Raw genomic sequence first — 25,049 nt, forward strand, 5'->3', positions numbered from 1 at the left:
GCCGCGCGGGCAAGATGCCCGCTGTCGGTGCGGCTAAACTCCGGTGATGAAGCGCGGCACCAATCTGAAACTCACGCTGATGCTGCGCATCACGCTGCTCGCCGTGGCGATCGGCGCGCTGGCGTCGGCCGGCCTGATCTGGCGCACCACGACGCGGCTGCAGGCCGAGGCGGTGCGCAATGCCGACCTGGTGTCGCGGCTCATTTCCGACCAGATGTCGCGCCAGTTGAGCGGGCTTGAACTGAATATCGGCAAGCCTGACCTCGCGCGCTTTGCCGAGTTTTCCGAAGTGACACGGCTGTGCGTGCAGTACTTCGACCTCGACGGCCTGCTGTCGGCCAACAGTTGCCAGCAGGAAGCCCCGCCGCCACGCGACGCGACGCAGGCACCGGTCTGGTTCAGCGAGTTGATCCGCTACATGCTGAACCGGCGCATCGATCGCGGCGCCGAATCGGCCGCCGACGGCGGCGAATCGCCCGGTGTCAAGGTCGGGCGGCGCGTGCTCTGGTACCAGCCCTACGGCGTCGGTCTCGACGTCGGGCGCGCACCCGGCCTGAAGATGGGCGAAGTGCTCATCCGCGTCGACGCCGACCGCGAAAGCGCGGCCGTCTGGAACGAGATCACGCGACTGCTGATGTGGGCAGCGCTCGCGCTGCTCGCGTTCAATGTGCTGATCTACGTCAGCATCAGCCGCGCGCTGCGCCCGGCCGGGGCAGTGCTCGATGGTCTGGGCAAGCTCGAACGCGGCGATCTGGATGCGCGGCTGCCCGCCTTCGAACTGAACGAGTTCGACCGCATCGGGTCCGTGTTCAACGCGATGGCCGGCAATCTGAAACAGAAGACGCAGGAACAGCAGCAGCTGGCGCAGAGGCTGCTCACCGTGCAGGAAGGCGAGCGCCGGCGGCTGGCGCGCGAACTGCACGACGAGTTCGGGCAGAGCCTGGCGTCGATCAGCGCCGAGGCGGCCTGTGTCGTGGACGAAGCCGCGCGGCCGCAACCCGAGCCGACTGCGCTGCGCGCCAGCGGACAGACGGTATTGCGCACGGTCGGCAGCATGATGGAGTCGCTGCACGGCATCCTGCGCGACCTGCGGCCGGTCGGACTGGACGAGTACGGGCTGATCGCCGGCCTCGACAGGCTGGTGCGCATGTGGGACGCCCAGGCACGCGGCCGCTGCAGTTACCGGCTCGACGTGAGCGGCGATTTCGCGGACGTGCCGGATGACATCGCGATCAATCTCTACCGCATCGTGCAGGAATGTCTGACCAATGCGGCCAAGCATTCCGACGCGACGGCCGTCGACGTGCAACTGGAACGACGTGCGGCGAGCGACGACATCCGGCTGCGCGTCAGCGACGACGGCGTCGTGCGCGGACCCGACCTGCCGGCGCCGCATGGCGCATCCGGCGGCTTCGGCCTGATCGGCGTGAAGGAAAGGGTGATCGCGCTCGGTGGTCGCGTGCAGTGGTCGGCGCGCGAACCGCAGGGGCTGGCGGTCGACATCGTCGTGCCGTGGCAACTGACCGATGGGGGAATCGCACCATGACGGACACACCGGTCAGCGTGCTGCTGGTCGACGACCACGCGGTGGTGCGCGAAGGCTACCGGCGACTGATCGAGCGGCATCCGCCGCTGACCATCGCGGCCGAAGCCGGCTCAGGCGAAGAGGCTTACAGGCTTTACGTCGAACTGGCGCCGGACGTGGTGGTGATGGACATCACGCTGCCGGGCGCCAGCGGCATCCAGACGCTGCAGCACATCCTGCAGCGCGACCGCGATGCGCGCGTGCTCATCTTCACCATGCACCGCGACGCCACCTTCGTCGAAAAGGCGCTCGAATCGGGTGCGCTCGGCTACGTCACCAAGAGTTCGCCGCCGGACCTGCTGGTCGAGGCGATCTGCGCGGTGTATCACCGCCGGCAGACGCTGAGTCCCGACGTTCAGGCGGAACTGGCGGCGCTGCGCCGCGCCGGCAGCGGCGCGAAGAACCCGCTGGCTGCGCTGAGCGCACGCGAATTCGAAATCCTGCGCATGCTGGTCGCCGCGAAATCGCGCGAGGACATCGCCGACACGCTGCACATCAGCGTGAAGACGGTGTTCAACATCCATTACCAGATCAAGTCCAAGCTGGGCGTGTCGACCGACATCGAACTGATGCACGCGGCGCGGCAGCTCAAGCTGATCGACTGAGTAAGGCCAGGACGCGGCCAGAAGCTTTCCGCAGCAAAGCCGGACCGGACTTGTTGGCTCGGATCACGATCACGGTCGAAGCTCGATCATTGGGCATCGCTGCGCTCACCTCAACCTACGCATCATCCGGCTCTGCAGGTTGGGTGAGCGCAGCGATGCCCAACACGCCGCGCTCACCTGCCCGACGCATCGACTGACGCCACCCGGCACTTTGTTGGAAGCCGCTGCGGCGGTGACCGGCTCTGTCGCCGGACCGGACGCCGCGGCGACGCGGATTCGGGCGTCAGCGTCAGCGTCCGGTTCCGGCGCCGGCCGGATGTGGCTGGCGCCGCGCGTCCTTGTCGAGCAGCGGCGCCAGATACCGTCCGGTGTGCGACACCGGCTCGGCGGCGACCTGTTCGGGCGTGCCGGTGGCGACGATGCGTCCGCCGCCGGCACCGCCTTCCGGGCCGAGATCGATGATCCAGTCGGCGGTCTTGATCACGTCGAGGTTGTGCTCGATGACGACGATGGTGTTGCCGGCGTCGCGCAGGCGGCCGAGCACGCCGAGCAGCATGTCCACGTCGTGGAAATGCAGGCCCGTGGTCGGCTCGTCGAGGATGTACAGCGTGCGGCCGGTGTCGCGCTTGGACAGTTCCAGCGCCAGTTTCACGCGCTGCGCCTCGCCGCCGGACAGCGTGGTCGCACTCTGGCCGAGGCCGATGTAGCCCAGCCCGACCTCGCACAGCGTTTCCAGCTTGCGTGCCACCGTCGGCACGGCATCGAAGAAGTCGCGCGCTTCGGTCACCTTCATCGACAGCACGTCGTGGATGGTCTTGCCCTTGTAGCGGATGTCCAGCGTCTCGCGGTTGTAGCGGCGCCCGTTGCACACGTCGCACGGCACGAACACGTCGGGCAGGAAGTGCATTTCGACGCGCACCAGACCGTCGCCCTGGCAGGCTTCGCAGCGGCCGCCCTTCACGTTGAATGAAAAGCGGCCCGGGCCGTAGCCGCGCGAACGCGCTTCCGGCACGCCGGCGAACAGTTCGCGGATCGGCGTCAGCAGACCGGTGTAGGTGGCCGGATTGGAGCGCGGCGTGCGGCCGATCGGCGACTGGTCGACATTGATCACCTTGTCGAACAGGTCCAGCCCTTCAATCGCATCGTGCGCAGCCGGCAGCGCGGCCGAACCATACAGATGGTGGGCGGCTGCGGCGTACAGCGTGTCGTTGATCAAGGTGGACTTGCCGGAGCCGGACACGCCGGTCACGCAGGTCAGCAGCCCGACCGGGATCGCCGCGTCGGTGCCGTGCAGGTTGTTGCCACGTGCACCGCGGATGTGCAACCAGTCGTCCTTCGCCGGCGTGCGGGTTTGCGGCACCGCGATCTGCTTGCGGCCCGACAGATAGGCACCGGTCAGGCTGGCTTCACAGGCTTCGATGTCGGCCGGCGTGCCCTGGGCGATCACCTCGCCCCCGTGCTGGCCGGCGCCGGGGCCCATGTCGACCACGTGGTCGGCCATTTCGATCGCTTCCTGATCGTGTTCCACCACGACGACCGTGTTGCCGAGGTCGCGCAGCCGCGACAGCGTGCCGAGCAGGCGCGCGTTGTCGCGCTGGTGCAGGCCGATCGACGGCTCGTCGAGCACGTACATGACGCCGGTCAGGCCGGAACCGATCTGGCTGGCCAGCCGGATGCGCTGCGCCTCGCCGCCGGACAGCGATTCGGCCGAGCGATCGAGGCTCAGGTAGTCCAGTCCGACGTCGATCAGGAAGCCGAGCCGGGCGGCCACCTCGCGCATGATGCGGGCGGCGATCGCAGCGCGCGCGCCATCCAGTTCCATGCCGTCGAAAATGGCCTTGCAGGCGCGCAGCGGCAGCCCGGCCAGTTCCGGCAGCGTGTGATCGGCCACCTTCACATGGCGCGCGTCGCTGCGCAGCCGCGTGCCCTTGCAGTCCGGGCACACCTTGGTGTTGCGGTACTTGCCCAGCTCTTCGCGCACGGCGACCGAATCGGTTTCGCGGTAGCGCCGTTCCAGATTCGGCACCACGCCTTCGAATACGTGCTCGCGTATCGTCGCGCGGCCCGATTCCGACAGGTAGCGGAACGGAATGCGGACCTTGCCCGAACCGTCGAGCACGATGGCCTGCAGCACCGCGTCCAGTTCGTCGAACGGGGTGTCGATGTCGAACTTGTAGAAACCGGCCAGACTGGACAGCAGCTGGAAGTAGAACTGGTTGCGCCGGTCCCAGCCGCGGATGGCGCCGGAGGCGAGCGACAGGTGCGGATGGGCGACGATGCGCGCCGGGTCGAAGAAGGTGACCATGCCCAGACCGTCGCAACTGGTGCAGGCGCCGGCCGGATTGTTGAACGAGAAGAAGCGCGGCTCGAGTTCAGACACGCTGTGGCCGCACACCGGGCAGGCGAACCGGGCCGAAAACAGCTGTTCGGCGTCGCTGTCCATGTCCAGCGCGATGGCGCGGCCTTCGGCCTGCTGCAGCGCGGTTTCGATCGATTCGGCGAGGCGCTGGCGCATGTCGGGGCGCACCTTCAGCCGGTCGACGACGACGTCTATCGTGTGCTTGATGTTCTTGTCGAGCTTGGGCAGCGCGTCGATGTCCATCATCCTGCCGTCGAGCCGCACCCGCACGAAGCCGCGCGAACGCAGCTCGGAAATCAGCTCGACCTGTTCGCCCTTGCGCTCGCTCACCACCGGCGCAAGGATGGCCACCTTGCTCTCTTCCGGCATCGCGAGCACCGCATCGACCATCTGCGACACGCTCTGCGCGGCCAGCGGTGCGCCATGCTCGGGGCAGTGGGGCGTGCCGACCCGTGCGAACAGCAGGCGCAGGTAGTCGTGTATTTCGGTCACCGTGCCCACGGTGGAGCGCGGATTGTGACTGGTCGCCTTCTGTTCGATCGAAATCGCCGGCGACAGCCCTTCGATCAGGTCCACATCCGGCTTTTCCATCAGCTGCAGGAATTGCCGCGCGTAGGCGGACAGCGACTCCACGTAGCGGCGCTGGCCCTCGGCGTACAGCGTGTCGAACGCCAGCGAGCTCTTGCCGGAGCCCGACAGCCCGGTGATCACGGTCAACCGGTCGCGCGGGATGTCTATATTGATGTTCTTCAGATTGTGGGTGCGCGCCCCACGAATGCGTATCCAGTCCATCAGCCCGCCCGGTTTCATGCAACCGGCTATGAGAACCCATTTTGCCGGGAAAGGCGAGGAGGGCAGCTATCCAGATTCAAGATTCAGGATTCAAGGGGCAAGGGGCAAGGGGCGTCACGTGAACGGGTTGTCCGTGCGCGGGCGTCGCGTGCGCAGAAAAGAGTCGGGTCGGGCGCATCAGACCTTGCCGGCTTGCTAGAATCCCGGCTGACCGTTTTCCTGCCTCACATGACTCCCCCGACAAAAGACCGCATGACCCGCACGGAACTGCGCGCGGGGGCTGCGCTGGCCTTCATCATTTCCCTGCGCATGCTGGGGCTGTTCCTCGTGCTGCCCGTGTTCGCGGTGTTCGCACGCACGCTGCCGGGCGGCGACAACATTTTCTGGGTCGGCCTGGCGTTCGGCATGTTCGGTCTGGCGCAGGGCGTGATGCAGATTCCGCTCGGCGCCGCCTCGGACCGCTTCGGCCGCAAGCGCATCATCGTGATCGGCCTGCTGCTGTACGCCGCCGGCAGCGCGATGGCCGCGTGGGCACCCGACATCAACTGGATGATCGCCGCCCGCATCCTGCAGGGCAGCGGTGCCATTTCGGCCGCGGCGACCGCGCTGGTGGCCGATCTGGTGCGCGACGAGCATCGCACCAAGATCATGGCGGTCATCGGAACGTCGATCGGCCTGGTGTTTGCGGGCTCGCTGGTGCTGGCGCCTGCGCTGTACGGCTGGATCGGCATGGAAGGCATCTTCCTGCTGATCGGCGGCCTGGCGCTGGCCGGCATACCGCTGCTGCTGTTCGTCGTGCCGGACCCGGAACACGCGCCGGTCGTGAAGCCGGCGCCGTTCGCGCGCGTCCTGGGCGACCGCCAGCTGATGCGCCTCAATTTCGGCATGTTCGTCGTGCACATGGTGCAGATGGCCATGTTCCTGATGGTGCCGCTCGCCCTCGTGCAGGTGATGGACCTGCCGGTTGCCGAACACTGGACCCTGTACTTCCCGATCGTGATCGCCAGCTTCATCTGCATGATTCCGGCCATCATCTGGGCCGAACGCAAGTCGCGCGTGAAGACCGTTTTCCTTGCGTCCATCGTCACGTTGATCGTGTCGCAGGTGATGTTCCTGCTGCATCTCGACCTCGCCTGGGTGCTGATCGGCGGCCTGTTCGTGTTTTTCGTGGCGTTCAACCTGCTCGAAGCCACGCTGCCGTCGCTGGTGTCGCGCATCGCGCCGCCGGACGCCAAGGGTGCGGCGCTGGGCGTATTCAACACCGCGCAGTCCTTCGGCGCGGCCACCGGCAGCGCGGTCGGCGGTGCCATTGCGCTGCGCTTCGGCGAAGATGGCGTCTATCTGTTCTGCACCGCGCTCGCAGTCGTGTGGCTGCTGTGGGCGCGCAGCATGAAGCCGCCGCCGGTGGTCGCGCTGCGCGAGTATGCGATCGGCGACCATGTCGATCTGGACCGCCTGCGCGACCAGATCAACGACCTGCCCGGCCTGCGCGAGGTGCGCATCGAGGCCGAGCGTCGCATGGCTTTCCTGAAGGTCAATCTGGAACTGTGGGACGAAGACGTCGTGCGCAGGCTGCTCGACCAGCCGGTCGCCGGTACCTGAAATTATGCAAAGGGCGTAATCTGCCCGACGCGTAGCAAGATGCGGCGCGCAGCGCCGTTTTGATCATGCAGTCCGTGGGCCTCGTCGAGGCGCACGTTCAAAGACACTCCGGGAGAGAAATCATGGCTTCAGTGAACAAGGTCATTCTGGTCGGCAATCTCGGGAAGGACCCGGAAACCCGCTACGCGCCGAATGGCGACGCGATCTGCAACATCACCGTCGCGACGACTGACAGCTGGAAGGACAAGGCGACCGGCGAAAAGAAGGAAATGACCGAGTGGCACCGCGTTGCCTTCTTCGGCCGGCTGGCCGAAATCGCCGGCCAGTACCTGCGCAAGGGTTCGGCGGTGTATGTCGAAGGCAGCCTGCGCACCCGCAAGTGGCAGGACAAGGACGGCAACGACCGCTACACGACCGAAATCCGCGCCGACCAGATGCAGATGCTGGGCAGCCGCCAGGGCATGGGCGGCGGTGGTGCCGGCAACGAAGGCTACAGCGGCGGTGCGGGCGGCAGCGGCGGGAGCGACGATTTCGATCAGTCGCCGCGCCAGGCGCCCGCTGCGCGCGCGCCGCAGAAGCCCGCTCCGCAGTCCGCCCCGGCCAGCAGTTCGGGCGGCTTCGGCGGCATGGACGACGATATCCCGTTCTGATCCGGCGCGTCTGACGCCCGCGACGGCGCGCCTCAGGGCGCGCCGTTTGTCTTTCTGCGCCCGGGTCTGACCGCCACGAAGGCGCCGGCCGACACGAACAGCAGGCCGGCGATCAGCCAGCCGGACAGCGCCTCGCCCAGCAGCGGCGCGGCCATCACGCCGGCCAGCACAGGCACCAGTGCCACCAGTGCGCCGGTGCGCTGTGCCCCCAGTACCGCCACCGCCTTCAGGAACAGCACCATGGCGACGATCGTGACGGCCACGCCCTGGTAAAGGCCCTGCAGCGCGAGCATCGACGGCGGTACGGCGTCGAGCGCTTTCGGCAACCACAGCAGATAGACCGGCAGGAACACGAGCGCGGACGCCAGTGCGACGAAGCGGGTCAGCGTCCACGGGTCGTAGGCCCATTTCCTGGCCAGCACCGAGTAGATGGCCCAGGCGAGCGAACTGCCGAGCAGCAGTGCGTCGCCGATCAGCAGTTCGGGTGTCCAGCTGCCGTGGCCGACCAGTTCGTGTCGCGCCACGCAGGCGATGCCCATGGCGATGAATACCAGCCCGGCGACGCTGGCACCGCCGGGCCGTGCGCCGCTGATTGCCCAGGCGACGGCGGCGATCAGGAAGGGCTGCATGCCGGGCAGCAGGATGGCGCCATGGGCGGCCGGGGCGAACTTGAACGCCGCGAAGGCGAGCACGCCGTACAGCAGCCCGCCCATCATGGCCAGCGCCCACAGCCTGGCGTCGCGCCAGGCGCCGCGCGGCAGGCTGCCGGCGAAAGGCAGCAGGATCAAGGCGGCCGTGCCCAGACGCAGCGCCAGCGTGTCGTAGGGCGTCAGCGCACTTTTTCCACCCATGCGTGACACGAGGATGAAGCCGGTCCAGATGGCGACGGTGCCGGCGGCGGCGAGATAGCCGCCCAGGCGGGCTGACGGGGAGACTTCAGTGGCACTCATGGTGTATCGGAGGGGACGGGCGGACGAGAGCTTAGCCGAGCCGGCACCCGGCAGGGCCGGAAGCTGATCAGGCTCAAGATGCGGATCGCAATCAGGACTATGGTTGGATCATGGAGCGTGGGCTCCGATTCAAGCGGGAGCAGACATGAAGAAACGTTGCATCGAACTTGTCATCAAGGATCAGGACCCGTTGCTGCTGACCACCGTACAGACGGTCGGCGACGCCTGCCGCGGCATGTGGGAACGCCGCGTCGGCGCCGTGCTGGTCGTCGATGACCAGGGGGCGCTGGCCGGAATCTTCACCGGCCGGGATGCAGTGCGCATCCTGGCCGAGGCGCACGATGGCCCGGACACCCGGCTGGCGGTCGCGATGACGCCGGATCCGCGCACCATCGGTCCGGGCGAAACCTCGCTCGACGCGTTGCGCGCGATGAGTGACGGCGGCTACCGTCATCTGCCGGTGGTCGAGGACGGGCGCATTCTCGGCGTGGTGTCGCGCGGCGACTTCAACGGCGTGGAATTCGAGCGTCTGGGCGACGAAACCAGCCTGTGGGAACGTATCTGCTGACTGCGGGCGGCGCGGGCGATCCGGGAGCTTCCCGACCCGCCCGCACCCTGAGCGTGGAGAGGGCGGCGCGCGCGGCCCGCTATTCAACGTCTACAGACCCTAGAATCGCGCGATGCCCAGATTCCAGCTCCTGATCGCCGCGATCGAATTCGCGGCCACCCTTGCGTTTGCCCTGTCCGGTTTCATCGAAGCGGCGCGCCGTCGGATGGACGTGGTCGGGGTGTTCGCGGTGGCCTTCATCACGGCGTTCGGCGGCGGGACGGTGCGCGACGTGCTGCTCGACCGCCGCCCCTTCTTCTGGGTCGAACACCAGGCCCATGTGTGGCTGATCTTCCTGCTGTCGCTGGCGGCCGTGCCCTGGCTGCGCGCGCGCCATCACCATTTCACCGAACGCGCCATCGTGATTCCGGACGCGCTCGGATTGGGGCTGTTCACCGTGACCGGCGTCGGCCTGGCTTACGAGGCGGGCATGCCGGTGTTCGTGTCGGCGATGATGGGCGTCATCACCGGCGTCTTCGGCGGCGTCATGCGGGACGTGATCTGCAACGAAGTACCTTACGTGTTCCGCGACCATCGGCCGTATGCGCTGTGCGCCTTCGTCGGCGCCTGGGCCTACCTGGGCATGAATGCGCTCGCGGTCACGCCGCTGGTGTCGCTCGGTGTCGCAGTGGTGCTGATCGCCGGTCTGCGCCTGCTGGCGGTGCTGACCGGCTGGTCGGTCCCGGGCTGGCGTGACGACTGATCTCCGCGGCGCCTGCGAACTGACGATTGATGCGGACGTCAGGTGCGCTGCAGGTTGCCGTCGACCACGCGCACCCGGTCTCCGGCGCGCACAGCGGTATCGGCGCTTTCGGTGAAGCTGCGCTGCTCGCCGGTATCCATGCGCACGCTGATGCGGTAGCCAGATACATGTTCGTTGCGGTTCTTTTCGATCGTGTGGCCGGCGACCGCACCACCGACTGCGCCGACGGCCGTGGCGACCTTGCGGCCGCTGCCGCTGCCGATCTGGTTGCCGAGCAGGCCGCCCACCACACCGCCCACGGCTGCCCCGACACCGCTGGCTTCACCTTCGGCCACGATGGGCTCCACTGCGATCACTTCACCCAGATCGGCGCGTACGGCCGGTGCCGGCGTTGCGGCGGCCGTTCGGGGTTCAGCCGACTTCCGGGTGTCCGTGGCCGCTCGCTCCTGCTTCTCCGACTCCGCGGCGCCTGATTGCGGGCCGATCGGGAAGGTGGATTGCGGATCGCACGCGGCGAGCATGAAGCAACAACTGATCAGGCCGGCGGTGCCGGCGATTTTTCTGGTGTTCTGTTTCATGATGGTCGGTCTCGTGGTCAGGTTCAGTGATTCAGGACCCGGGTCAGCGACAACAGGCTTTCGCTGGCCGCTGCGGCGGCCTGCTCGACGGGCCCGTCGTCCGGGCCGGTCACGATCAGCGCAACCGTGGCGATCAGCATCAATGCGCACATCAGAAGTTGGGCTGCTGACATCGATTTCTCCGGTCTGTATTCAATCGGGTGGCAAAATTGGATGGCATGAAGCCGTGACCAGAGCTTAAGAGGGGCGCCGCGGGGGGCCAGTCAGCATCCGGCGCACCGGCTGTCGGCCCCGTCCTACAAGGATGCTCGGGCGCCGGTGGAACCTGTCTTCGGGTAGGATGCGGCGCGTCGCATGCCGAACGGATCCGCGCGGCAAACCTTCACAACGGAATATCGATATGGCTGGCGCCAGCCTTCTTGCACTGATCGACGACATCGCCAGCGTGCTGGACGACGTATCCGTGCTGACCAAGATTGCCGCGAAGAAGACCGCCGGCGTGCTGGGCGACGATCTGGCACTGAACGCGCAGCAGGTGGCGGGCGTCAAGGCCGATCGTGAACTGCCCGTGGTGTGGGCGGTGGCCGTCGGTTCTGCACGCAACAAGCTCATTCTCGTGCCGGCGGCACTGGCCATCAGCGCCTTCGTGCCGGCGGCGGTCACGCCGCTGCTGATGGTGGGCGGGGTGTTCCTCTGTTACGAAGGCTTCGAAAAGCTGGCGCACAAGTTCCTGCACAGCCCGGACGAGGACCTGGCCCAGCGCAAGGAACACCTGGCGGCGCTGGCCGATGCGGACATCGATCTGGTCGCGCTGGAAAAGGACAAGATCAAGGGCGCGATCCGGACCGACTTCATCCTGTCGGCGGAAATCATCGCGATCACGCTCGGCACCGTTGCCGATGCGCCATTCGGCACCCAGGTCGCCGTGGTGGCGGGCATCGCCGCCATCATGACGGTCGGCGTGTACGGTCTCGTGGCGGGTATCGTGAAGCTGGACGACGGCGGGCTTTACCTCAGTCGTTCAGGCTCTGCACCGCTGCGCGCCTTCGGCCGCGGCATCCTGACGGCCGCGCCGTGGCTGATGAAGTTCCTGTCGGTCGCCGGCACGGCGGCCATGTTCCTGGTCGGCGGTGGCATCCTGACGCACGGCATTGCGCCGCTGCACGACGCAATCGGCCGCCTGACCGAAGCGGTAGCGCAGTCTGCGGGCACGGTGGCCGGCGTGCTGCTGCCTTTCATTGCCGACGCGCTGACCGGCATCGTCGCCGGCGCGCTTACGCTGGCCGTCGTGCTGGGCGTGAAGAAGCTGCGCGGCGCCAGGGGCGCATAACGGTCTGTTCTTGCGGACAGCGCTCGCGCGCTCAGCTCGCCGGACTGAGATCGGGTTTCAGTGCGCCGCGGTCGTCGAACACGACGCAGTGGCCGTGCCAGTGCGCGCCGCCCACCTCTTCGAAGTAGCGCAGGATCCCGCCCTCAAGCTGATACACCTGTGTGAAGCCGGCCTTCTTCATCAGCGGTGCGGCCTTTTCGCAGCGGATGCCGCCGGTGCAGAAGGTGACGATGGGCGTGTCCTTCAGGTCGGCATACTGCTCGAGCGCCGCCGGGAACTGGCCGAAGCTGTCCACACCCGGGTCGAGTGCCTGGTCGAAACTGCCCTGTTCCACTTCCCAGCGGTTGCGCGTGTCGATGATGACGAAACGGCGGCCTTCGTCGTACCAGCGCTTCAGTTCTGCCGGCGGCAGGTAGGGCGCCGGCGTCTCGGCCGGATCGAAATCCGGAGCGCCAACGGTGACGATCTCCTTCTTCAGGCGCACGCGCAGGCGCTTGAAAGGCACCGTGTCGGAATAGCTCCATTTCGCGTCAAGCCCGGCAAGCCGCGGGTCTTCCGCCAGTTCGGCCAGGAAGGCGCGCAGGCTGTCTGCCGCGCCCGCGAGAAAGAGATTGATGCCTTCGGTCGCCAGCAGCACCGTCCCCAGCAGGCCGCGAGCGTGCGCGGCATCGTGGATGCGCGTACGCAGCGCATCGCGCTCGTCCAGTCGTATGAAGCGATAGGCGGCAATATTGGCGAAACGGGTCATGAGTGACTCAATCAGGACGGTCGGAAAGTATACCGTGTGGTCTGGACACAAAATTGAAGGCTGAACCTTGATGACTCGTGCCTCGCGCAAGGAAATGCACCGCAGCCACCGCAGCGGCTGGCTGCGCGCCGCCGTTCTGGGGGCGAACGACGGCGTGGTGTCGACCGCCAGCCTGATCGCCGGCGTGGCGGCCGCGCACGCGACACCGCAGGTCGTGCTGCTGACCGGCGTGGCCGGGCTGGTGGCCGGTGCCATGTCAATGGCGGCCGGCGAATACGTGTCGGTTCATTCTCAGGCGGACACGGAACGGGCGGACATCGAGCAGGAGCGGCGCGAACAGGAGAATGATCCGGTGCATGAAATGAGCGAACTCGCCGCCATCTACGTCGGTCGAGGGCTCGATCCGTCGACCGCCGACGAAGTGGCGCGACAGCTGATGAAGCGTGACGCGCTGCAAGCGCATGCGCGAGACGAACTGGGGATTCCGGTCGATGGTCAGGCGCGTCCGCTGCAGGCTGCGCTGACCTCGGCGCTGGCCTTTGCGGCGGGCGCCGGCATTCCTCTGCTCGCCGTCGTGCTGGCCGCGGAAGACACCCTGACCACGGTGGTGACCGTCACGTCACTGGTTTCGCTGATGCTGCTCGGTGCGGTTGCGGCGCGCGTGGGCGGCGCGTCACCGCTGCGCGGTGCGCTCCGCGTCACGTTCTGGGGCGCTGCGGCCATGGCACTGACTGCGCTGGTCGGATCCTGGTTCGGTGTTGCGGTCTGAGCCGAATCTCGAGTGATTCATGGGTTGGCCGGGTGCGCGTCTCCCGGATGCTCCTTGCTGCGGCGATCATGGTTGCGCTCACGTTGCAACGCGCCGATTCCACCCTTGCAACCTGAAACTCTCGTCTTGCAACTGCGCTCATCCAAGCGCCTTCAGCAGATTGTAGGCACTCAGCGCGCTGATCAGCGTGCCGACCAGCACGAGCAGCGCGCGCGCCGGCAGGGCGCGGCACAGGAAGGCGGCCAGGGGCGCGGCGAACATGCCGCCGGCGACCAGCCCGGCAACGGTGGCCCAGGGCGCCGCGTCGATGAACAGCACGAAGGCGCCGGCACTGGCAATGGCGATGAAGAATTCGGCGAAGTTCACCGAACCGATGGTGCGTCGCGGGTCCTGACCGGCGCCGACCAGGCTGGTCGTGACCACCGGGCCCCAGCCGCCGCCGCCCGCTGCATCGACAAAACCGCCGAACAGCGCCAGTTTGGCGACATGCTTCGGTTCCTGCGCCGGCTTGCGCCGATGGCGCCAGGCCTTGGTCAGCACGTAGACGCCCATCAGCAGCAGGTAGCCGGAAATCCAGGGCTTGAGCGCCGCACCGTCGAGCTGGGTGACGAAAAGCGCGCCCAGCACGCCGCCGATCACGCCGGGCACCAGCAGACGCAGCATCAGCTTGCGATCGACATTTCCCAGGCGCAGGTGCGACAGGCCGGACAATCCGGTGGTGAAGATTTCAGCGATGTGTACGCTGGCGCTGGCCACCGCGGGGGACGCCCCGGTGCCGAGCAGGAAGGTGGTGGCGGATATGCCGTAGGCCATCCCGAGTGCGCCGTCGATGCTCTGCGCCACGAAGCCGACGGCTGCGGCCGTGAGGAATTCCTCCGATGTGACGACCTCGATGACGATGGCCAGCGCTGCGGCCGGATCGCCGACCGGCAGGCCGCGCACCAGCAATACCGTGGCCAGGCCGAACAAGGTGAAGCCGATCAGCCAGGTGGCGACGGTGACCAGCGGGTGCGCCTGCGCGCGGTCGATCACCTGTTCGACCGGCGGCAGGCCGAGCGCTTCGTGGGCTTGCCCGACGGCGGTCGGACGGGTGTCGATGTGGCGGATTTTCACTGCACGGCACTCCTTGGGGAGGGCGCAGTCTAGCCAGCAATACTTATCTCAAAAAGTGATATTTGGTTCTAAAGATAGTTCTGGAATGTATTTGAACTCAGTAGAACGGCCGCCGCCAGTAACCCCACGGATAACCTGGATAGCCGGGGTAGCCGAACATCCACATGCGTTCGCGCTCGCGCATCGCTTCGCGCGCACGGGTGGCTTCGATCAGCGTGAGCTGCATGTGGTCGATCACCTCGTCGGACACACCCTGTTCGCGCAGATTGGCCAGTTCCGATGCCTTCAGCGCATACAGGCCGCCGCTTTCGTCGATGCGCTGGATGATTTCGGCTGGCGTCAGTCCGTCCTTCGACATCTGCACGATCTCGTCGGTGGTCGGTGCCGGCGGGCGCGGCGGGGAGGTCGCGCAGCCACCCAGCGTCACGGCAAGCAGGGCGAAAAGTATCCAGCGGCTAATGGGCATGGCGGGTGCTCCGGCATCGTTTCATGATCGTTTGAGTCAGGGCGGGGGGGGCAAGTTCGCGGCATCCGGAAACAGCCGCGTCCAGACCGCAGTGATGGCTGCCCGCTCGACGACCACCTGTGCCGGGTCGACGCGCGCCTTCGGCGCGTCATTCAGGCGCAGGCCATGCTGCAGATGCCGCAGGCGGCGGTAGGCGTTGCCGGCGGCGACCGCGTCCAGCGCCGGCAGCAGGCCGACCTGCGAAGCGATGCGCAGCAGCGCGATGTTGCCGAGGTTTCCGGTCAGTTCGGGGTAACGCGACGCGTAGGCCAGCACGAGGTACTGCACCGCGAATTCGAGGTCGATCAGGCCGCCCGGATCGTGCTTGATGTCGAACAGATCGGACTTGTTGGCGTGGCCTTCGCGCATCTTGCGCCGCATGTCCAACACCTCGCCACGCAGCGTCGCGAGGTCGCGCACGCGCGTCAGCACCTCGTTGCGGATGGCTTCGAACTGCTCGCCGACCTGCACGTCCCCGGCCGAGAAGCGGGCGCGGGTCAGTGCCTGGTGCTCCCACACCCAGGCGGATTTCTGCTGGTAGTCGCGGAAGGCTTCGACCGAACTGACCAGTAGGCCGGATTCACCATTCGGTCGCAGACGGGTGTCGGTTTCGAACAGCATGCCGGCACTGGTGTGGCTGGACAGCCAGGTCAGCAGGCGTTGCGCCAGACGGGCGTAGATTTCGGGGGCCGATTCGTGATCGTCGTCGAACAGGAAGATCACGTCCAGATCGGACGCGTAACCCAGCTCCTTGCCGCCCAGCTTGCCGTAGCTGATGACCGCGAAGCGCGGAGTGTCGCGATGGCGTCGCGCGAGCTTGCGCCAGCACAGATCAAGTGTGACGCGCAGCATCACGTCGGCCAGCGCAGACAGGTGGTCGGACAGCCGTTCGACCGACAGCTCGCCCGCCAGGTCGCGCGCCAGCAACCGGAATACCTGGGCGTGATGCGCATCGCGCATGGTGTCCATCTGGCGCTCGGTGTCGTCGCCCAGTTCCTCGAGCTGCACGCGCAACGCGGCTTCGAAGCCCGGCCACTCCGGTTCGGCGGTCAGCAGCCGGGCATCCAGCAGTTCGTCGAGCAGGATGGGGTGGCGCACCAGATAGCCGGCGGCCCAGCTCGATGCGCCGATCAGGCGCGCCACCTGGCCGAGTGCCTGCGGAAACTCGGCCAGCAGGGCAAGGTAGGCGGCGCGTCGGCTGATCGCTTCGAGCAGATCGAGTCCGCGCAGCGCGGTGGCCGTGGGGTGCGGTGTTTCGCGGCATGCTTCGAGCAGTTTGGGCACCAGCGCGTCCACCCGGCTGCGCGATGTGTCGGGCAGCTGGCGGTAGCGGCTGCCTGACTTGAACGCCGCCAGCCGGTTCGACAGTTCGTCCGGCTCGCTGAAACCCAGCGTGGCCAGCGCACTGCGGCAGTCGTCGCCCTGATCGGCGTCCTGCCAAAGCGCACGCGGCGCGGAGGTGTCCGATTCCTGGGCGCCGAACACGGCGTCGAAATGCCGGCTGACCCGGCCGCGGTGCATATCGAGTTCGGCCAGCAGGCCCGCGTAGTCGTCGAACCCCATCGCGCTGGCGATCAGTGCCTGGTCGGCGGCGTCGGCCGGCAGCTTGTGCGTCTGCGCGTCGTCGAGGTACTGCAGCCGGTGTTCCAGCCGGCGCAGGAACACGTAGGCGGCGTGCAGTTCGTCCACCGCCTCTTCGGTCATCACGCCGCGCATCGCCAGCCGGTCGAGCACTTTCTGGGTCGGACGGATCTGCAGCGCGCTTTCGCGGCCGCCGCGGATCAACTGGAACACCTGGGCGATGAATTCGATCTCGCGGATGCCGCCCGGGCCGAGTTTCACGTTGTCGGCCATGTCGCGCCGCGCCACTTCGCGGCGGATCTGCGCGTGCAGGTCGCGCATCGCGTTGATCGCGCCGAAATCGAGGTATTTGCGGAACACGAACGGCTTGCGCAGCGACTCCAGTTCGTCGTGCCGGCTGCCGGTCAGCGCGCGCGCCTTGATCCAGGCATAGCGTTCCCACTCGCGGCCCTGGGTGAAGAAGTAGTTTTCGAGCATGTCGAAACTGACCGCCAGCGGGCCGCTGTCGCCATTCTGGCGCAGCCGCATGTCGACCCGGAACACGAAGCCGTCGGCGGTCACTTCGGACAGCAGTTCGATCACCTTGCGGCTCAGCCGCGTGAAGAAATCGAAATTGTCGATGTGCTTGCCGAGCCCGTTGGGCGTGTCGGCATCGGTCTCACCGCTTTCCGGATAGACGAAGATGAAATCGACGTCGGAACTGACGTTCAACTCGCGCCCGCCCAGTTTACCCATGCCGATGCAGATGAAGGGCTGCACGGTGCCGGGGCTGCCGTCTTCCGTTTCGCCGCGCGGCTCACCGAAACGCGCAACGAGCGGGATGCGCGCCTGATCGGCCGCCACGCGCACCGTCAGTTCGGCCAGCAGCGTCATGCCCTCGGTCACTTCGTCGAGGTCGGCCAGGCCCGCCAGATCGCGCACGATCAGATGGGCCATCGTGCGGGCACGCAGGTGACGCAGCGCGTGCTTGATGCCGGCTTCGTCGGCCGGCTCGAACGGCGTCTGCGCCAGCCAGTCTTCGAGCACAGCCGCACTGGCATGCGCCTGCAGGGTGTCGGTCAGCGCGTCGATCAGCGCCGGTCGGGCATCGAGCAGGCGATCGAGGTAGCGACTGTGCCGTCGGGCGTGGGCAATGGCGGTGGGTGCGTCCATGTGTTGTCTCTGCGGTCGGTCATGATAAGGCCGGGGTCGGCGCACGCGCCGGGCCCGGTGCATCGGCCCGCCCGGCGCCTTACGCGCCTGTTGTAAGGACTCCCTACAAAACGCGCCGGGTGCGACGTTGCGGGTAAACTCCCGCATCGTCCCACAAACGCAGTCATCCTCCTTTTGACTGCAGGCCCTGATCTTGTCCGATTCCTCCTCCGCCGACGTCACCCACCGGTCCGCAGACCCACACCCGGCGCGGCCGTCCTGGGGGCGACTGTCCGGCCGCGCAGTCGACGTGCTGCTGGTCGCCTGGATTGTCGTGGCCCTGGTCGTGCTCGGCGCGCGTCATCTGCTGCTGCCGCAGGTGGATGCCTACCGTACGCAGATCGAAGCCGTACTGGGCGAGGCGCTGGCCCGGGAGGTGCGCATCGACAGCATCCGTGCCGACTGGAGCGGTCTGCACCCGCATCTTGCGCTGCGTGGCGTCACCCTGCTCGACGAAGCCGGTCAGCCGGCGCTGCGGCTGGAACAGGTCGATGCCGCGCTCGGGTTTTCGTCGCTGGTGCGCGGGCGCATGCATCTGCATCGGCTCGACATCAACAGCCCGGAGCTCCAGATCCGGCGCGACACGGCAGGCGTGCTGCATGTCGCCGGGCTTGCGCTGCGGCAGGACGGCACACGGGGTGGTTTTCTGCCGTGGCTGCTGGCGCAGGGGCAGATCAACATCCGCGATGCACGGCTCGAATGGCATGACGAAACCCGCGCGGGTGCGCCGCCGCTGACGCTGACCCAGGTCAATCTGCGACTGGACAATGCGGGCGACCGGCACCGCTTCGGACTGCTTGCCACGCCGCCGGCGGAACTGGCCCGGCAGCTGGAGCTGCGTGGCGACGTGGAACTGCCCGATATCGCCCTGCCAGCCGGCGCGTCGGGCGAACTGTACGTGTCGCTGGACAACGCCGATCTCGCCATCTGGCAGCGCTGGGTCGACTACCCGGTCGATCTGCCCCAGGGGCGCGGTGCCGTGCGCGCCTGGGCGAATTTCGACGGCGCCACGCTGAATGCGGTCACCGGCGAACTGGCGCTGTCGGACGTGAAGCTGCGCCTGCTGCCCGATCTGCCGCAGCTCGATCTGGTGAGCCTGTCCGGCCGCATCAGTGCCGAGCATCTGAGCCGCACGCGGGTCACCGCCAATGCGCGCCAGCTGCAATTGCTGACGCGCGACGGCGTGCGCGTGCGGCCCACCAGCATCGACCTGAAATGGCAGGCTGCCGCCGACGGCCGTGCCGGGCAGGGCGAGGTGTCGGCCAGCGTGCTCGACCTCGCCGCGCTGACCCGGCTGTCCGACTTCATGCCGCTGCCCGACACGCTGCGCGAGCGCTTGCGCGATCATGCGCCGCACGGCCGTCTGACCGACCTCGATGCCGGTTGGAGCGGTGAGCTGTCGGCGCCGCTCGGCTTTCGCGTCAGCGCCGGGCTCGACCGCATCGGCTTCAATGCGCGTGGCGACGTGCCCGGCGTGGCCGGTCTGAGCGGCAAGCTCGAAGGCAGCGATGCGCGCGGCAGCGTGGTGGTCGACGCGCCCGGATTGACCTTCGACCTGCCGACGGTGTTCGCCGAGCCGCAGATCACCTTCGCCCGCTTCAAGCTGCGTGCCGGCTGGTCGCGCAGCGACGGCGAAACCACTGTCGCGCTCGAATCCGTGGTGTTCCAGAACGCGGATACCGAAGGCGAATTCACCGGCCGCTACCGCACGCTGGCCAATACCGCCGGCGAGCTCGATCTGGACGGGCGCCTCCAGCGCAGCGACGCGCGTGCCATCTGGCGCTACCTGCCGCTGACCATCGGTGCGGACACGCGCGACTGGCTGCGCGATGCGCTGGTGGCGGGCGGTTCGCCCGACGCGACGCTGAAGCTGCGCGGCAAGCTCGACGATTTCCCGTTCGATCGCGGGCAACCCGGCGTCTTCCTGGTGAAGGTGAAGGCCGAAGATGTGACCGTCGCCTTCGGCGGCACCTGGCCGGCCATCACCGGCCTCGACGCCGACGTGCTGTTCGAAGGCAAGCGCATGCTGATCACGTCGCGCGACGGCCGCATCCTGAACACGAAACTGGGCACCACGACGGCCGAGATCCCCGACCTCGAAGCAGCCGAGGAAATGCTGCTGGTGCGCGGCTCAGCCAGCGGCGTCACATCGGAATTCCTGCGCTACATCGACATCAGTCCGGTGGCTGGGCGCATCGACGGATTCACCCGCGGCATCCGCGCCGAGGGCAATGGACGCCTCAATGTGTCGCTGGCCATACCGCTGCGCCACTCGCAGGACGCGAAGATCGAAGGCGATTTCACCTTCTCCGGCAACCGGCTGCTCATCGATGACGGAGTGCCGCCGCTGACCGATGCGGCCGGCAAGATCGCATTCACCGAAAGCGCGCTCACCGTGCGCGGCGCACAGGCGACGGCCCTCGGCTTTCCGATGACGCTCGACGTCGCTTCGGCGGGCGGCGGCGTGGTGAACGTGACCGCCAGCGGACGCGCATCGATGGACGCGCTGCGCACCCAGCTGGGCCAGCCGTGGCTGGCGGCGCTCGCCGGCACGGCCGCCTGGCAGGCCCGCCTGGGCGTGCGCCGCAACGGCATGGACATCACGCTGGATGCCGATCTCGCCCAACTGACCTCGACGCTGCCGGCGCCATTGGGCAAGGCGGCCGGCGAGCCGATGGCGCTGCGCATCGAACGCATCGGCACGCTCGACCCGCGCGAATCCGCCCGGCGCGGCCTGCCCGCCATCGGTCCGGACCGCGAATTGCTGCACATCACGCTCGGCGAACTGGCCAGCGCCGACATCGTGCGGCGCGCGACGCCGACCGGCTGGGTGATCGACCGGGGCGCGATCGGGCTGCCGCAACAGCCGGCGATGCCGGAGCGCGGGCTTGCGCTGTCGCTGCGTGCCGACACGCTTGACCTCGACGCCTTGCGCCGCGCGTTCGCGCCGCGGCCGGCCGCCGAAGGAACGGTCGGTGCGGCGGACAGCGGCGGCGACGACCTGCCGCTTGCCCGGGTGCGGCTGGACGCGAAGCATGTGCGCCTGATGGACCACTGGCTCGATGTGGTCAAGGCCGACGCGCAGCGTCAGGGCGACGCCTGGGACATCGATCTGGCGAGTACGCAGGCGCGCGGCCGCATCAACTGGTCCGGTCAGGGCAAAGGCCGCCTGCAGGCGCGTTTCGACCAGTTGCTGATCAATACGGCGGGCGAGCCGGGCGTGCAGGCGTTGCCCGATGCGGAGGCGGACGCGGCCGACGTGCTCGAAGATCTGCCTGCGCTGGATATCGAAGCCGCGCGCTTCGTGCTCGACGGCAAGATGCTGGGCAAGCTGGCGCTGCAGGCCAGCAACGAGCGGCGCGCCTGGCTGATCGACCGTCTGGCACTCGAACTGCCGGAGGGCAGTTTCGATGCCAGCGGCGCCTGGGGCAAGCCGCTCGGTGCGCCCGGCGGCGTGCGCGAGACGCGGCTCGATTTCTCGATCAGGGCGGACGACGCCGGCAAGCTGCTCGACCGGCTCGGTCACGCCGATGCGTTGCGTCGGGGCACCGCCGACATGCAGGGCAGCCTGCGCTGGAACGGCAATCCGCTGTCGATCGACTACCCGTCGCTGTCCGGTGCCTTCAAGCTGTCGGTCAGCAAGGGGCAGTTCAGCAAGATCAACCCCGGTGCCGGGCGCCTGCTCGGCATCCTCAGCCTGCAGGCGCTGCCGCGCCGCATCACGCTGGATTTCCGGGACGTGTTCAGCGAAGGTTTCGCGTTCGACCTGATCGAAGGCAATGTCGCGGTCGAGCGTGGCATCATGAAAACCGACGACTTCGAACTGGCCGGCCCGGCGGCGCGCGTGCGCATCAGCGGCAGTGCCGACATCGCGGCCGAAACGCAGAATCTGGTCGTGCGCGTGCAGCCGGCGCTCAGCGACAGCGTATCGGTCGGCGTGCTGATCGCCAATCCGGCGGTCGGCGTAGCCACCTACCTCGCCCAGAAGGTGCTGCGCGATCCGCTCGGCCAGATTTTCGCCTTCCAGTACGGTGTGACCGGTTCCTGGGACGATCCGGTCGTGGCCAAGCTCGCGGTGCCGCCGCCCGCGGGCAAGCAGGCCGAAAATTGATGCGCACGGATCGCGATCCGCTTGTCGGAGGTGCCGGTTGCCGAATCGCGCCGCGGCGGCGCATCATCAAACTGAAAGGCTCGCCATGAATACTTCTGCCCTGACCCGCGTTGCTGCCGTGCAGATGGTGTCCGGCCCGAACGTCGCCGAAAACCTCGACGAAGCCGGGCACTGGATCGCCGAAGCAGCCCGCCAGGGTGCGAAGCTGGTGGCGTTGCCCGAGTATTTCGCGCTGATTTCAGGTGACGAAGCCGACAAGGTGGCGATCCGCGAAAACGAGGGCGACGGCCCGATCCAGCACTTCATGGCGGAGGCGGCGCGGCGGCACGGCGTCTGGCTGGTCGGCGGTTCGGTGCCGCTGGTGGCCGATCGTCCCGACAAGGTGCGCAATACCTGCCTTGCCTACGGCCCGGATGGCCTCCAGGTGGCACGCTACGACAAGATCCACCTGTTTGCCTTCAACCGCGGCGCGGAAAACTACGACGAGGCGCGCACGATAGAGGCGGGCAGCACGCCGGTCGCCTTCGAGGCGCCGTTCGGGCGGGTCGGGCTGTCGATCTGTTACGACCTGCGGTTCCCGGAGTTTTTCCGCGCGCTCGGCACCATGAAGCTGCTGGTGCTGGGTGCGGCCTTCACCGAAACGACCGGTCGCGCACACTGGGAGCTGCTGCTGCGCGCGCGCGCGGTCGAAAACCAGTGTTATGTGCTGGCGTCGGCGCAGGGGGGCGTGCACCCGTCGGGGCGGCGTACCTTCGGCGATTCGATGCTGATCGACCCGTGGGGTCAGGTGCTGAATCGTCTTGCGCGTGGACCGGGCGTGGTACTTGGCGATCTGAACGAGGACTATCTCGTTGAAATCCGGCAGAATCTTCCAGCTCTGGGACACCGACGCCTTTCATGCTGAACATTTGTTGCTGAGGTCATCATGGCTGATCAACCCACCCGCCCACATTCGCAGTTTCCGCACACGCTGGCTGAAGTCACGGTCATGGACGTCGACCGGCTGCGTTCCATGTGCATCGAGCAGGAAGACATTGCCGGCACGCGCGAAATGGCGCAACAGAAAGACAAGTTCCGGGTGCGTCTGCTGAGCAGCGACAACGAGAAACGCGAAGGCACCAGCCTGCTGATCGAGAAGATGTATTCGTGGCGCGGCTATCACACGAAGAAGCAGATCGACGAGGTACCGAACCGCATCACCCTTGTGGCCGAGTTCGATGGCCACATCTATGGAACGATTACCGTCAATCTCGATTCCGACACGGGACTGTCGGCCGACGAGACCTACCCCGACGTGATGGCGGCGCTGCGCGGAGACGGGCGTCGCGTGTGCGAATTCGGCAAGTTTGCGGTGGAACAGTCGGTCAAGTCGAAACGCCTGATGGGCACCTTGTTCCACCTGATGTGCATCTACGCGTTCCGCCTGCAGCACTGCGACGACGTGCTGATCGAGGTGAACCCGCGCCACCGCGTGTTCTACGAGAAATATCTGTCCTTCGTGCCGGCCGCCGAGGAACGCATGTGCAGCCGTGTCGGCGCACCTGCGGTGCTGCTCAGGCTGACGCGCGAAATGTATCGCAGCCGGGTCGATGAACTGGGCGGGCGCTGGCGCGATCTGAAGGAAGAGAAATCGATGTACAAGTATTTTTTCCCGCGACAGGAAGAAGATGCCATCGCGGACAGGCTGGGACGCTAGGTTCGACACGGTCCAGCCCCCCAAATTGACAGAGGATGCACTGACCCATGACAGGTTCCACCCGCACGACCGGCATCCAGGCAGCCGTACCCGGCCTCGACATGATGGATACCGCGCGATCGACGCTGCTTGCGCCCTTCGATCTGGCGCGTCATGACCTCGACCGGGTGTTCGGCCTGCTCGCCTCGCACCGCATCGACTATGCCGACCTGTATTTCCAGCACCAGTGCAGCGAGGCCTGGAGCCTGGAAGAGGGCATCGTCAAGTCGGGCAGCTTCAATATCGAGCAGGGCGTGGGCGTGCGCGCGATCCAGGGCGAAAAGACTGCGTTCGCCTACTCGGACGAAATCAGCGCGCCGGCGCTGGAAGCCGCAGCACGTGCGACGCGCGCGATCGCATCGCAGGGCCAGAGCCTGAGTGCGCGCACGCTGACCAGCAAGTCGAAGCTGCCACGGCCGCTGTATTCGGCCGCCAACCCGCACGCCTCGCTCAGCGACACCGCGAAGGTGCAACTGCTTGAGCGGCTCGAAAGCTATGCCCGTGCGGAAGACAGCCGCGTCACGCAGGTGATGGCGCACATCGCGGGCACGCACGAAACTGTACTGGTGATGCGCAACGATGGTCACATGGCCGCTGATGTGCGACCGCTGGTGCGCGTGTCGGTCACCGTCATCATGCAGGATGGCACGCGCCGGGAGCAGGGCTCCAGCGGCGGCGGCGGTCGTTTCGACTACGGCTATTTCACCGACGCGGTGCTGCGCGACTACGCGGCGCGTGCGGTCCATCAGGCACGGGTGAATCTCGACGCACGTCCGGCGCCGGCCGGCACGATGAGCGTGGTGCTCGGCCCGGGCTGGCCGGGCATCCTGCTGCACGAAGCGATCGGCCATGGTCTGGAGGGCGATTTCAACCGCAAGGGCAGTTCCGCCTTCGCCGGGCGCATCGGTCAGCAGGTGGCGTCGCGCGGTGTAACCGTGGTTGACGACGGTACGCTGCCGGATCGCCGCGGTTCGCTGACGATAGACGACGAAGGCAATCCGACCCGCTGCACGACCCTGATCGAGGACGGCATTCTGGTCGGCTACATGCAGGACAGCCTGAACGCGCGCCTGATGGGCGTGGCGCCCACCGGCAACGGCCGGCGCGAAAGCTTTGCGCATCTGCCGATGCCACGCATGACCAACACTTACATGCTCAATGGTGACCGCGAGCCGGAAGAAATCATCCGCTCGGTGAAAAAAGGTCTCTACGCCGTCAATTTCGGCGGTGGCCAGGTCGATATCACCAGCGGCAAGTTCGTGTTTTCGGGGGCGGAGGTGTACATGATCGAAAATGGCAAGGTGACCTACCCGATCAAGGGAGCAACGCTGATCGGCAACGGCCCGGACGCACTGACCCGCGTGTCGATGATCGGCAACGACATGGCGCTGGACAGCGGTGTCGGCACCTGCGGCAAGGAAGGCCAGAGTGTTCCCGTCGGTGTCGGCCAGCCCACTTTGCGCATCGATGGACTGACCGTGGGCGGCACCGCCTGAGCGACAGCCCGATCACTGACTGATTGCCGCCGCATCCCC

General features: G+C 67.1%; 20 protein-coding genes. 12 read left to right on the forward strand and 8 right to left on the reverse strand.

The annotated features are described in order from the left end of the window. Positions 1–46 precede the first annotated feature (46 nt). Both ACTIFF_RS12685 and ACTIFF_RS12690 read left to right on the forward strand, forming a co-directional pair. Positions 47–1,546: a histidine kinase gene (locus ACTIFF_RS12685; RefSeq protein ID WP_439537154.1), complete on the forward strand. Its 1,500-nt coding sequence runs from the start codon at positions 47–49 to the stop codon at positions 1,544–1,546. Continuing rightward, on the forward strand, positions 1,543–2,190 hold the full coding sequence (locus ACTIFF_RS12690; protein WP_257080117.1) for a response regulator: 648 nt from the start codon (positions 1,543–1,545) through the stop codon (positions 2,188–2,190). The genes ACTIFF_RS12685 and ACTIFF_RS12690 overlap by 4 nt, the downstream gene beginning before the upstream one ends. A gap of 289 nt (positions 2,191–2,479) precedes the next feature. On the opposite strand, the gene uvrA is transcribed toward ACTIFF_RS12690, so the two are convergent. Then, positions 2,480–5,341 carry an excinuclease ABC subunit UvrA gene (gene uvrA / locus ACTIFF_RS12695; RefSeq protein ID WP_439537306.1) on the reverse strand — a complete coding sequence of 954 codons (2,862 nt, stop codon included), beginning with the start codon at positions 5,339–5,341 and terminating at the stop codon, positions 2,480–2,482. Positions 5,342–5,593: 252 nt separating this feature from the next. Here uvrA and ACTIFF_RS12700 point away from each other — a divergent pair, with 252 nt between their 5' ends. Both ACTIFF_RS12700 and ssb read left to right on the forward strand, forming a co-directional pair. After that, positions 5,594–6,943, forward strand: a complete 1,350-nt coding sequence (locus tag ACTIFF_RS12700) for an MFS transporter (protein WP_439537155.1) — start codon at positions 5,594–5,596, stop codon at positions 6,941–6,943. A 122-nt stretch (positions 6,944–7,065) separates the two neighbouring features. After that, positions 7,066–7,593, forward strand: coding sequence for a single-stranded DNA-binding protein (ssb, locus tag ACTIFF_RS12705; RefSeq protein ID WP_439537156.1), 528 nt, complete (start codon positions 7,066–7,068; stop codon positions 7,591–7,593). 32 nt (positions 7,594–7,625) lie between these two features. On the opposite strand, the gene ACTIFF_RS12710 is transcribed toward ssb, so the two are convergent. Next, positions 7,626–8,543, reverse strand: a complete 918-nt coding sequence (locus ACTIFF_RS12710; RefSeq protein ID WP_439537157.1) for a DMT family transporter — start codon at positions 8,541–8,543, stop codon at positions 7,626–7,628. A gap of 145 nt (positions 8,544–8,688) precedes the next feature. Between ACTIFF_RS12710 and ACTIFF_RS12715 the strand changes: the two genes are divergently transcribed. Together ACTIFF_RS12715 and ACTIFF_RS12720 are read left to right on the forward strand one after the other, a co-directional pair. After that, positions 8,689–9,111 carry a CBS domain-containing protein gene (locus tag ACTIFF_RS12715; RefSeq protein ID WP_439537158.1) on the forward strand — a complete coding sequence of 141 codons (423 nt, stop codon included), beginning with the start codon at positions 8,689–8,691 and terminating at the stop codon, positions 9,109–9,111. Between the two features lie 112 nt (positions 9,112–9,223). Then, on the forward strand, positions 9,224–9,853 hold the full coding sequence (locus ACTIFF_RS12720) for a trimeric intracellular cation channel family protein (protein WP_439537159.1): 630 nt from the start codon (positions 9,224–9,226) through the stop codon (positions 9,851–9,853). A 38-nt stretch (positions 9,854–9,891) separates the two neighbouring features. Here ACTIFF_RS12720 and ACTIFF_RS12725 read toward each other — a convergent pair whose 3' ends face one another. Together ACTIFF_RS12725 and ACTIFF_RS12730 are read right to left on the reverse strand one after the other, a co-directional pair. After that, positions 9,892–10,431, reverse strand: a complete 540-nt coding sequence (locus ACTIFF_RS12725) for a glycine zipper 2TM domain-containing protein (protein WP_439537160.1) — start codon at positions 10,429–10,431, stop codon at positions 9,892–9,894. Between the two features lie 23 nt (positions 10,432–10,454). Further along, positions 10,455–10,604: a hypothetical protein gene (locus tag ACTIFF_RS12730; protein ID WP_439537161.1), complete on the reverse strand. Its 150-nt coding sequence runs from the start codon at positions 10,602–10,604 to the stop codon at positions 10,455–10,457. 227 nt (positions 10,605–10,831) lie between these two features. On the opposite strand from ACTIFF_RS12730, the gene ACTIFF_RS12735 reads away from it, so the two are divergent. Then, complete coding sequence (locus ACTIFF_RS12735) at positions 10,832–11,761, forward strand: DUF808 domain-containing protein (RefSeq protein WP_439537162.1); 930 nt, start codon at positions 10,832–10,834, stop codon at positions 11,759–11,761. 31 nt (positions 11,762–11,792) lie between these two features. On the opposite strand, the gene trhO is transcribed toward ACTIFF_RS12735, so the two are convergent. After that, the gene (trhO, locus tag ACTIFF_RS12740) at positions 11,793–12,509 is read right to left on the reverse strand and encodes an oxygen-dependent tRNA uridine(34) hydroxylase TrhO (protein WP_439537163.1); all 717 of its coding nucleotides are present in this window, start codon (positions 12,507–12,509) and stop codon (positions 11,793–11,795) included. A gap of 70 nt (positions 12,510–12,579) precedes the next feature. Here trhO and ACTIFF_RS12745 point away from each other — a divergent pair, with 70 nt between their 5' ends. Next, positions 12,580–13,278: a VIT1/CCC1 transporter family protein gene (locus ACTIFF_RS12745; protein ID WP_439537164.1), complete on the forward strand. Its 699-nt coding sequence runs from the start codon at positions 12,580–12,582 to the stop codon at positions 13,276–13,278. Positions 13,279–13,416: 138 nt separating this feature from the next. Here ACTIFF_RS12745 and ACTIFF_RS12750 read toward each other — a convergent pair whose 3' ends face one another. The 3 genes from ACTIFF_RS12750 to glnE form a co-directional block, all read right to left on the reverse strand. Beyond that, positions 13,417–14,391, reverse strand: coding sequence for a sulfite exporter TauE/SafE family protein (locus ACTIFF_RS12750; protein WP_439537165.1), 975 nt, complete (start codon positions 14,389–14,391; stop codon positions 13,417–13,419). A 97-nt stretch (positions 14,392–14,488) separates the two neighbouring features. After that, positions 14,489–14,857 carry a hypothetical protein gene (locus tag ACTIFF_RS12755; protein ID WP_439537166.1) on the reverse strand — a complete coding sequence of 123 codons (369 nt, stop codon included), beginning with the start codon at positions 14,855–14,857 and terminating at the stop codon, positions 14,489–14,491. A gap of 36 nt (positions 14,858–14,893) precedes the next feature. Continuing rightward, the gene (gene glnE / locus ACTIFF_RS12760) at positions 14,894–17,629 is read right to left on the reverse strand and encodes a bifunctional [glutamate--ammonia ligase]-adenylyl-L-tyrosine phosphorylase/[glutamate--ammonia-ligase] adenylyltransferase (RefSeq protein ID WP_439537167.1); all 2,736 of its coding nucleotides are present in this window, start codon (positions 17,627–17,629) and stop codon (positions 14,894–14,896) included. Between the two features lie 193 nt (positions 17,630–17,822). Here glnE and ACTIFF_RS12765 point away from each other — a divergent pair, with 193 nt between their 5' ends. The 4 genes from ACTIFF_RS12765 to tldD all read left to right on the forward strand — a co-directional run bounded on the left by ACTIFF_RS12765 (position 17,823) and on the right by tldD (position 25,010). After that, entirely contained in the window at positions 17,823–21,779 is a 3,957-nt protein-coding gene (locus ACTIFF_RS12765) for a YhdP family protein (protein ID WP_439537168.1), read from the forward strand. Between the two features lie 85 nt (positions 21,780–21,864). Continuing rightward, positions 21,865–22,683: a carbon-nitrogen hydrolase family protein gene (locus ACTIFF_RS12770; protein ID WP_439537169.1), complete on the forward strand. Its 819-nt coding sequence runs from the start codon at positions 21,865–21,867 to the stop codon at positions 22,681–22,683. Positions 22,684–22,704: 21 nt separating this feature from the next. Continuing rightward, the gene (locus ACTIFF_RS12775) at positions 22,705–23,475 is read left to right on the forward strand and encodes an N-acyl amino acid synthase FeeM domain-containing protein (RefSeq protein WP_069039704.1); all 771 of its coding nucleotides are present in this window, start codon (positions 22,705–22,707) and stop codon (positions 23,473–23,475) included. A 104-nt stretch (positions 23,476–23,579) separates the two neighbouring features. Continuing rightward, positions 23,580–25,010 carry a metalloprotease TldD gene (gene tldD, locus ACTIFF_RS12780; protein ID WP_306478000.1) on the forward strand — a complete coding sequence of 477 codons (1,431 nt, stop codon included), beginning with the start codon at positions 23,580–23,582 and terminating at the stop codon, positions 25,008–25,010. The last annotated feature ends 39 nt before the right edge of the window (positions 25,011–25,049 follow it).

It is taken from the genome of Methyloversatilis sp., from assembly GCF_051861465.1.
Classification (GTDB): Bacteria; Pseudomonadota; Gammaproteobacteria; order Burkholderiales; family Rhodocyclaceae; genus Methyloversatilis.

Excerpts from the sequence above, each read along its gene's own strand:
- ACTIFF_RS12685 (WP_439537154.1), top strand. The coding sequence starts at position 47 with ATGAAGCGCGGCACCAATCTGAAACTCACGCTGATGCTGCGCATCACG.
- ACTIFF_RS12690 (WP_257080117.1), top strand. The coding sequence starts at position 1,543 with ATGACGGACACACCGGTCAGCGTGCTGCTGGTCGACGACCACGCGGTG.
- uvrA (WP_439537306.1), bottom strand. The coding sequence starts at position 5,341 with ATGGACTGGATACGCATTCGTGGGGCGCGCACCCACAATCTGAAGAAC.
- ACTIFF_RS12700 (WP_439537155.1), top strand. The coding sequence starts at position 5,594 with ATGACCCGCACGGAACTGCGCGCGGGGGCTGCGCTGGCCTTCATCATT.
- ssb (WP_439537156.1), top strand. The coding sequence starts at position 7,066 with ATGGCTTCAGTGAACAAGGTCATTCTGGTCGGCAATCTCGGGAAGGAC.
- ACTIFF_RS12710 (WP_439537157.1), bottom strand. The coding sequence starts at position 8,543 with ATGAGTGCCACTGAAGTCTCCCCGTCAGCCCGCCTGGGCGGCTATCTC.
- ACTIFF_RS12715 (WP_439537158.1), top strand. The coding sequence starts at position 8,689 with ATGAAGAAACGTTGCATCGAACTTGTCATCAAGGATCAGGACCCGTTG.
- ACTIFF_RS12720 (WP_439537159.1), top strand. The coding sequence starts at position 9,224 with ATGCCCAGATTCCAGCTCCTGATCGCCGCGATCGAATTCGCGGCCACC.
- ACTIFF_RS12725 (WP_439537160.1), bottom strand. The coding sequence starts at position 10,431 with ATGAAACAGAACACCAGAAAAATCGCCGGCACCGCCGGCCTGATCAGT.
- ACTIFF_RS12730 (WP_439537161.1), bottom strand. The coding sequence starts at position 10,604 with ATGTCAGCAGCCCAACTTCTGATGTGCGCATTGATGCTGATCGCCACG.
- ACTIFF_RS12735 (WP_439537162.1), top strand. The coding sequence starts at position 10,832 with ATGGCTGGCGCCAGCCTTCTTGCACTGATCGACGACATCGCCAGCGTG.
- trhO (WP_439537163.1), bottom strand. The coding sequence starts at position 12,509 with ATGACCCGTTTCGCCAATATTGCCGCCTATCGCTTCATACGACTGGAC.
- ACTIFF_RS12745 (WP_439537164.1), top strand. The coding sequence starts at position 12,580 with ATGACTCGTGCCTCGCGCAAGGAAATGCACCGCAGCCACCGCAGCGGC.
- ACTIFF_RS12755 (WP_439537166.1), bottom strand. The coding sequence starts at position 14,857 with ATGCCCATTAGCCGCTGGATACTTTTCGCCCTGCTTGCCGTGACGCTG.
- glnE (WP_439537167.1), bottom strand. The coding sequence starts at position 17,629 with ATGGACGCACCCACCGCCATTGCCCACGCCCGACGGCACAGTCGCTAC.
- ACTIFF_RS12770 (WP_439537169.1), top strand. The coding sequence starts at position 21,865 with ATGAATACTTCTGCCCTGACCCGCGTTGCTGCCGTGCAGATGGTGTCC.
- ACTIFF_RS12775 (WP_069039704.1), top strand. The coding sequence starts at position 22,705 with ATGGCTGATCAACCCACCCGCCCACATTCGCAGTTTCCGCACACGCTG.
- tldD (WP_306478000.1), top strand. The coding sequence starts at position 23,580 with ATGGATACCGCGCGATCGACGCTGCTTGCGCCCTTCGATCTGGCGCGT.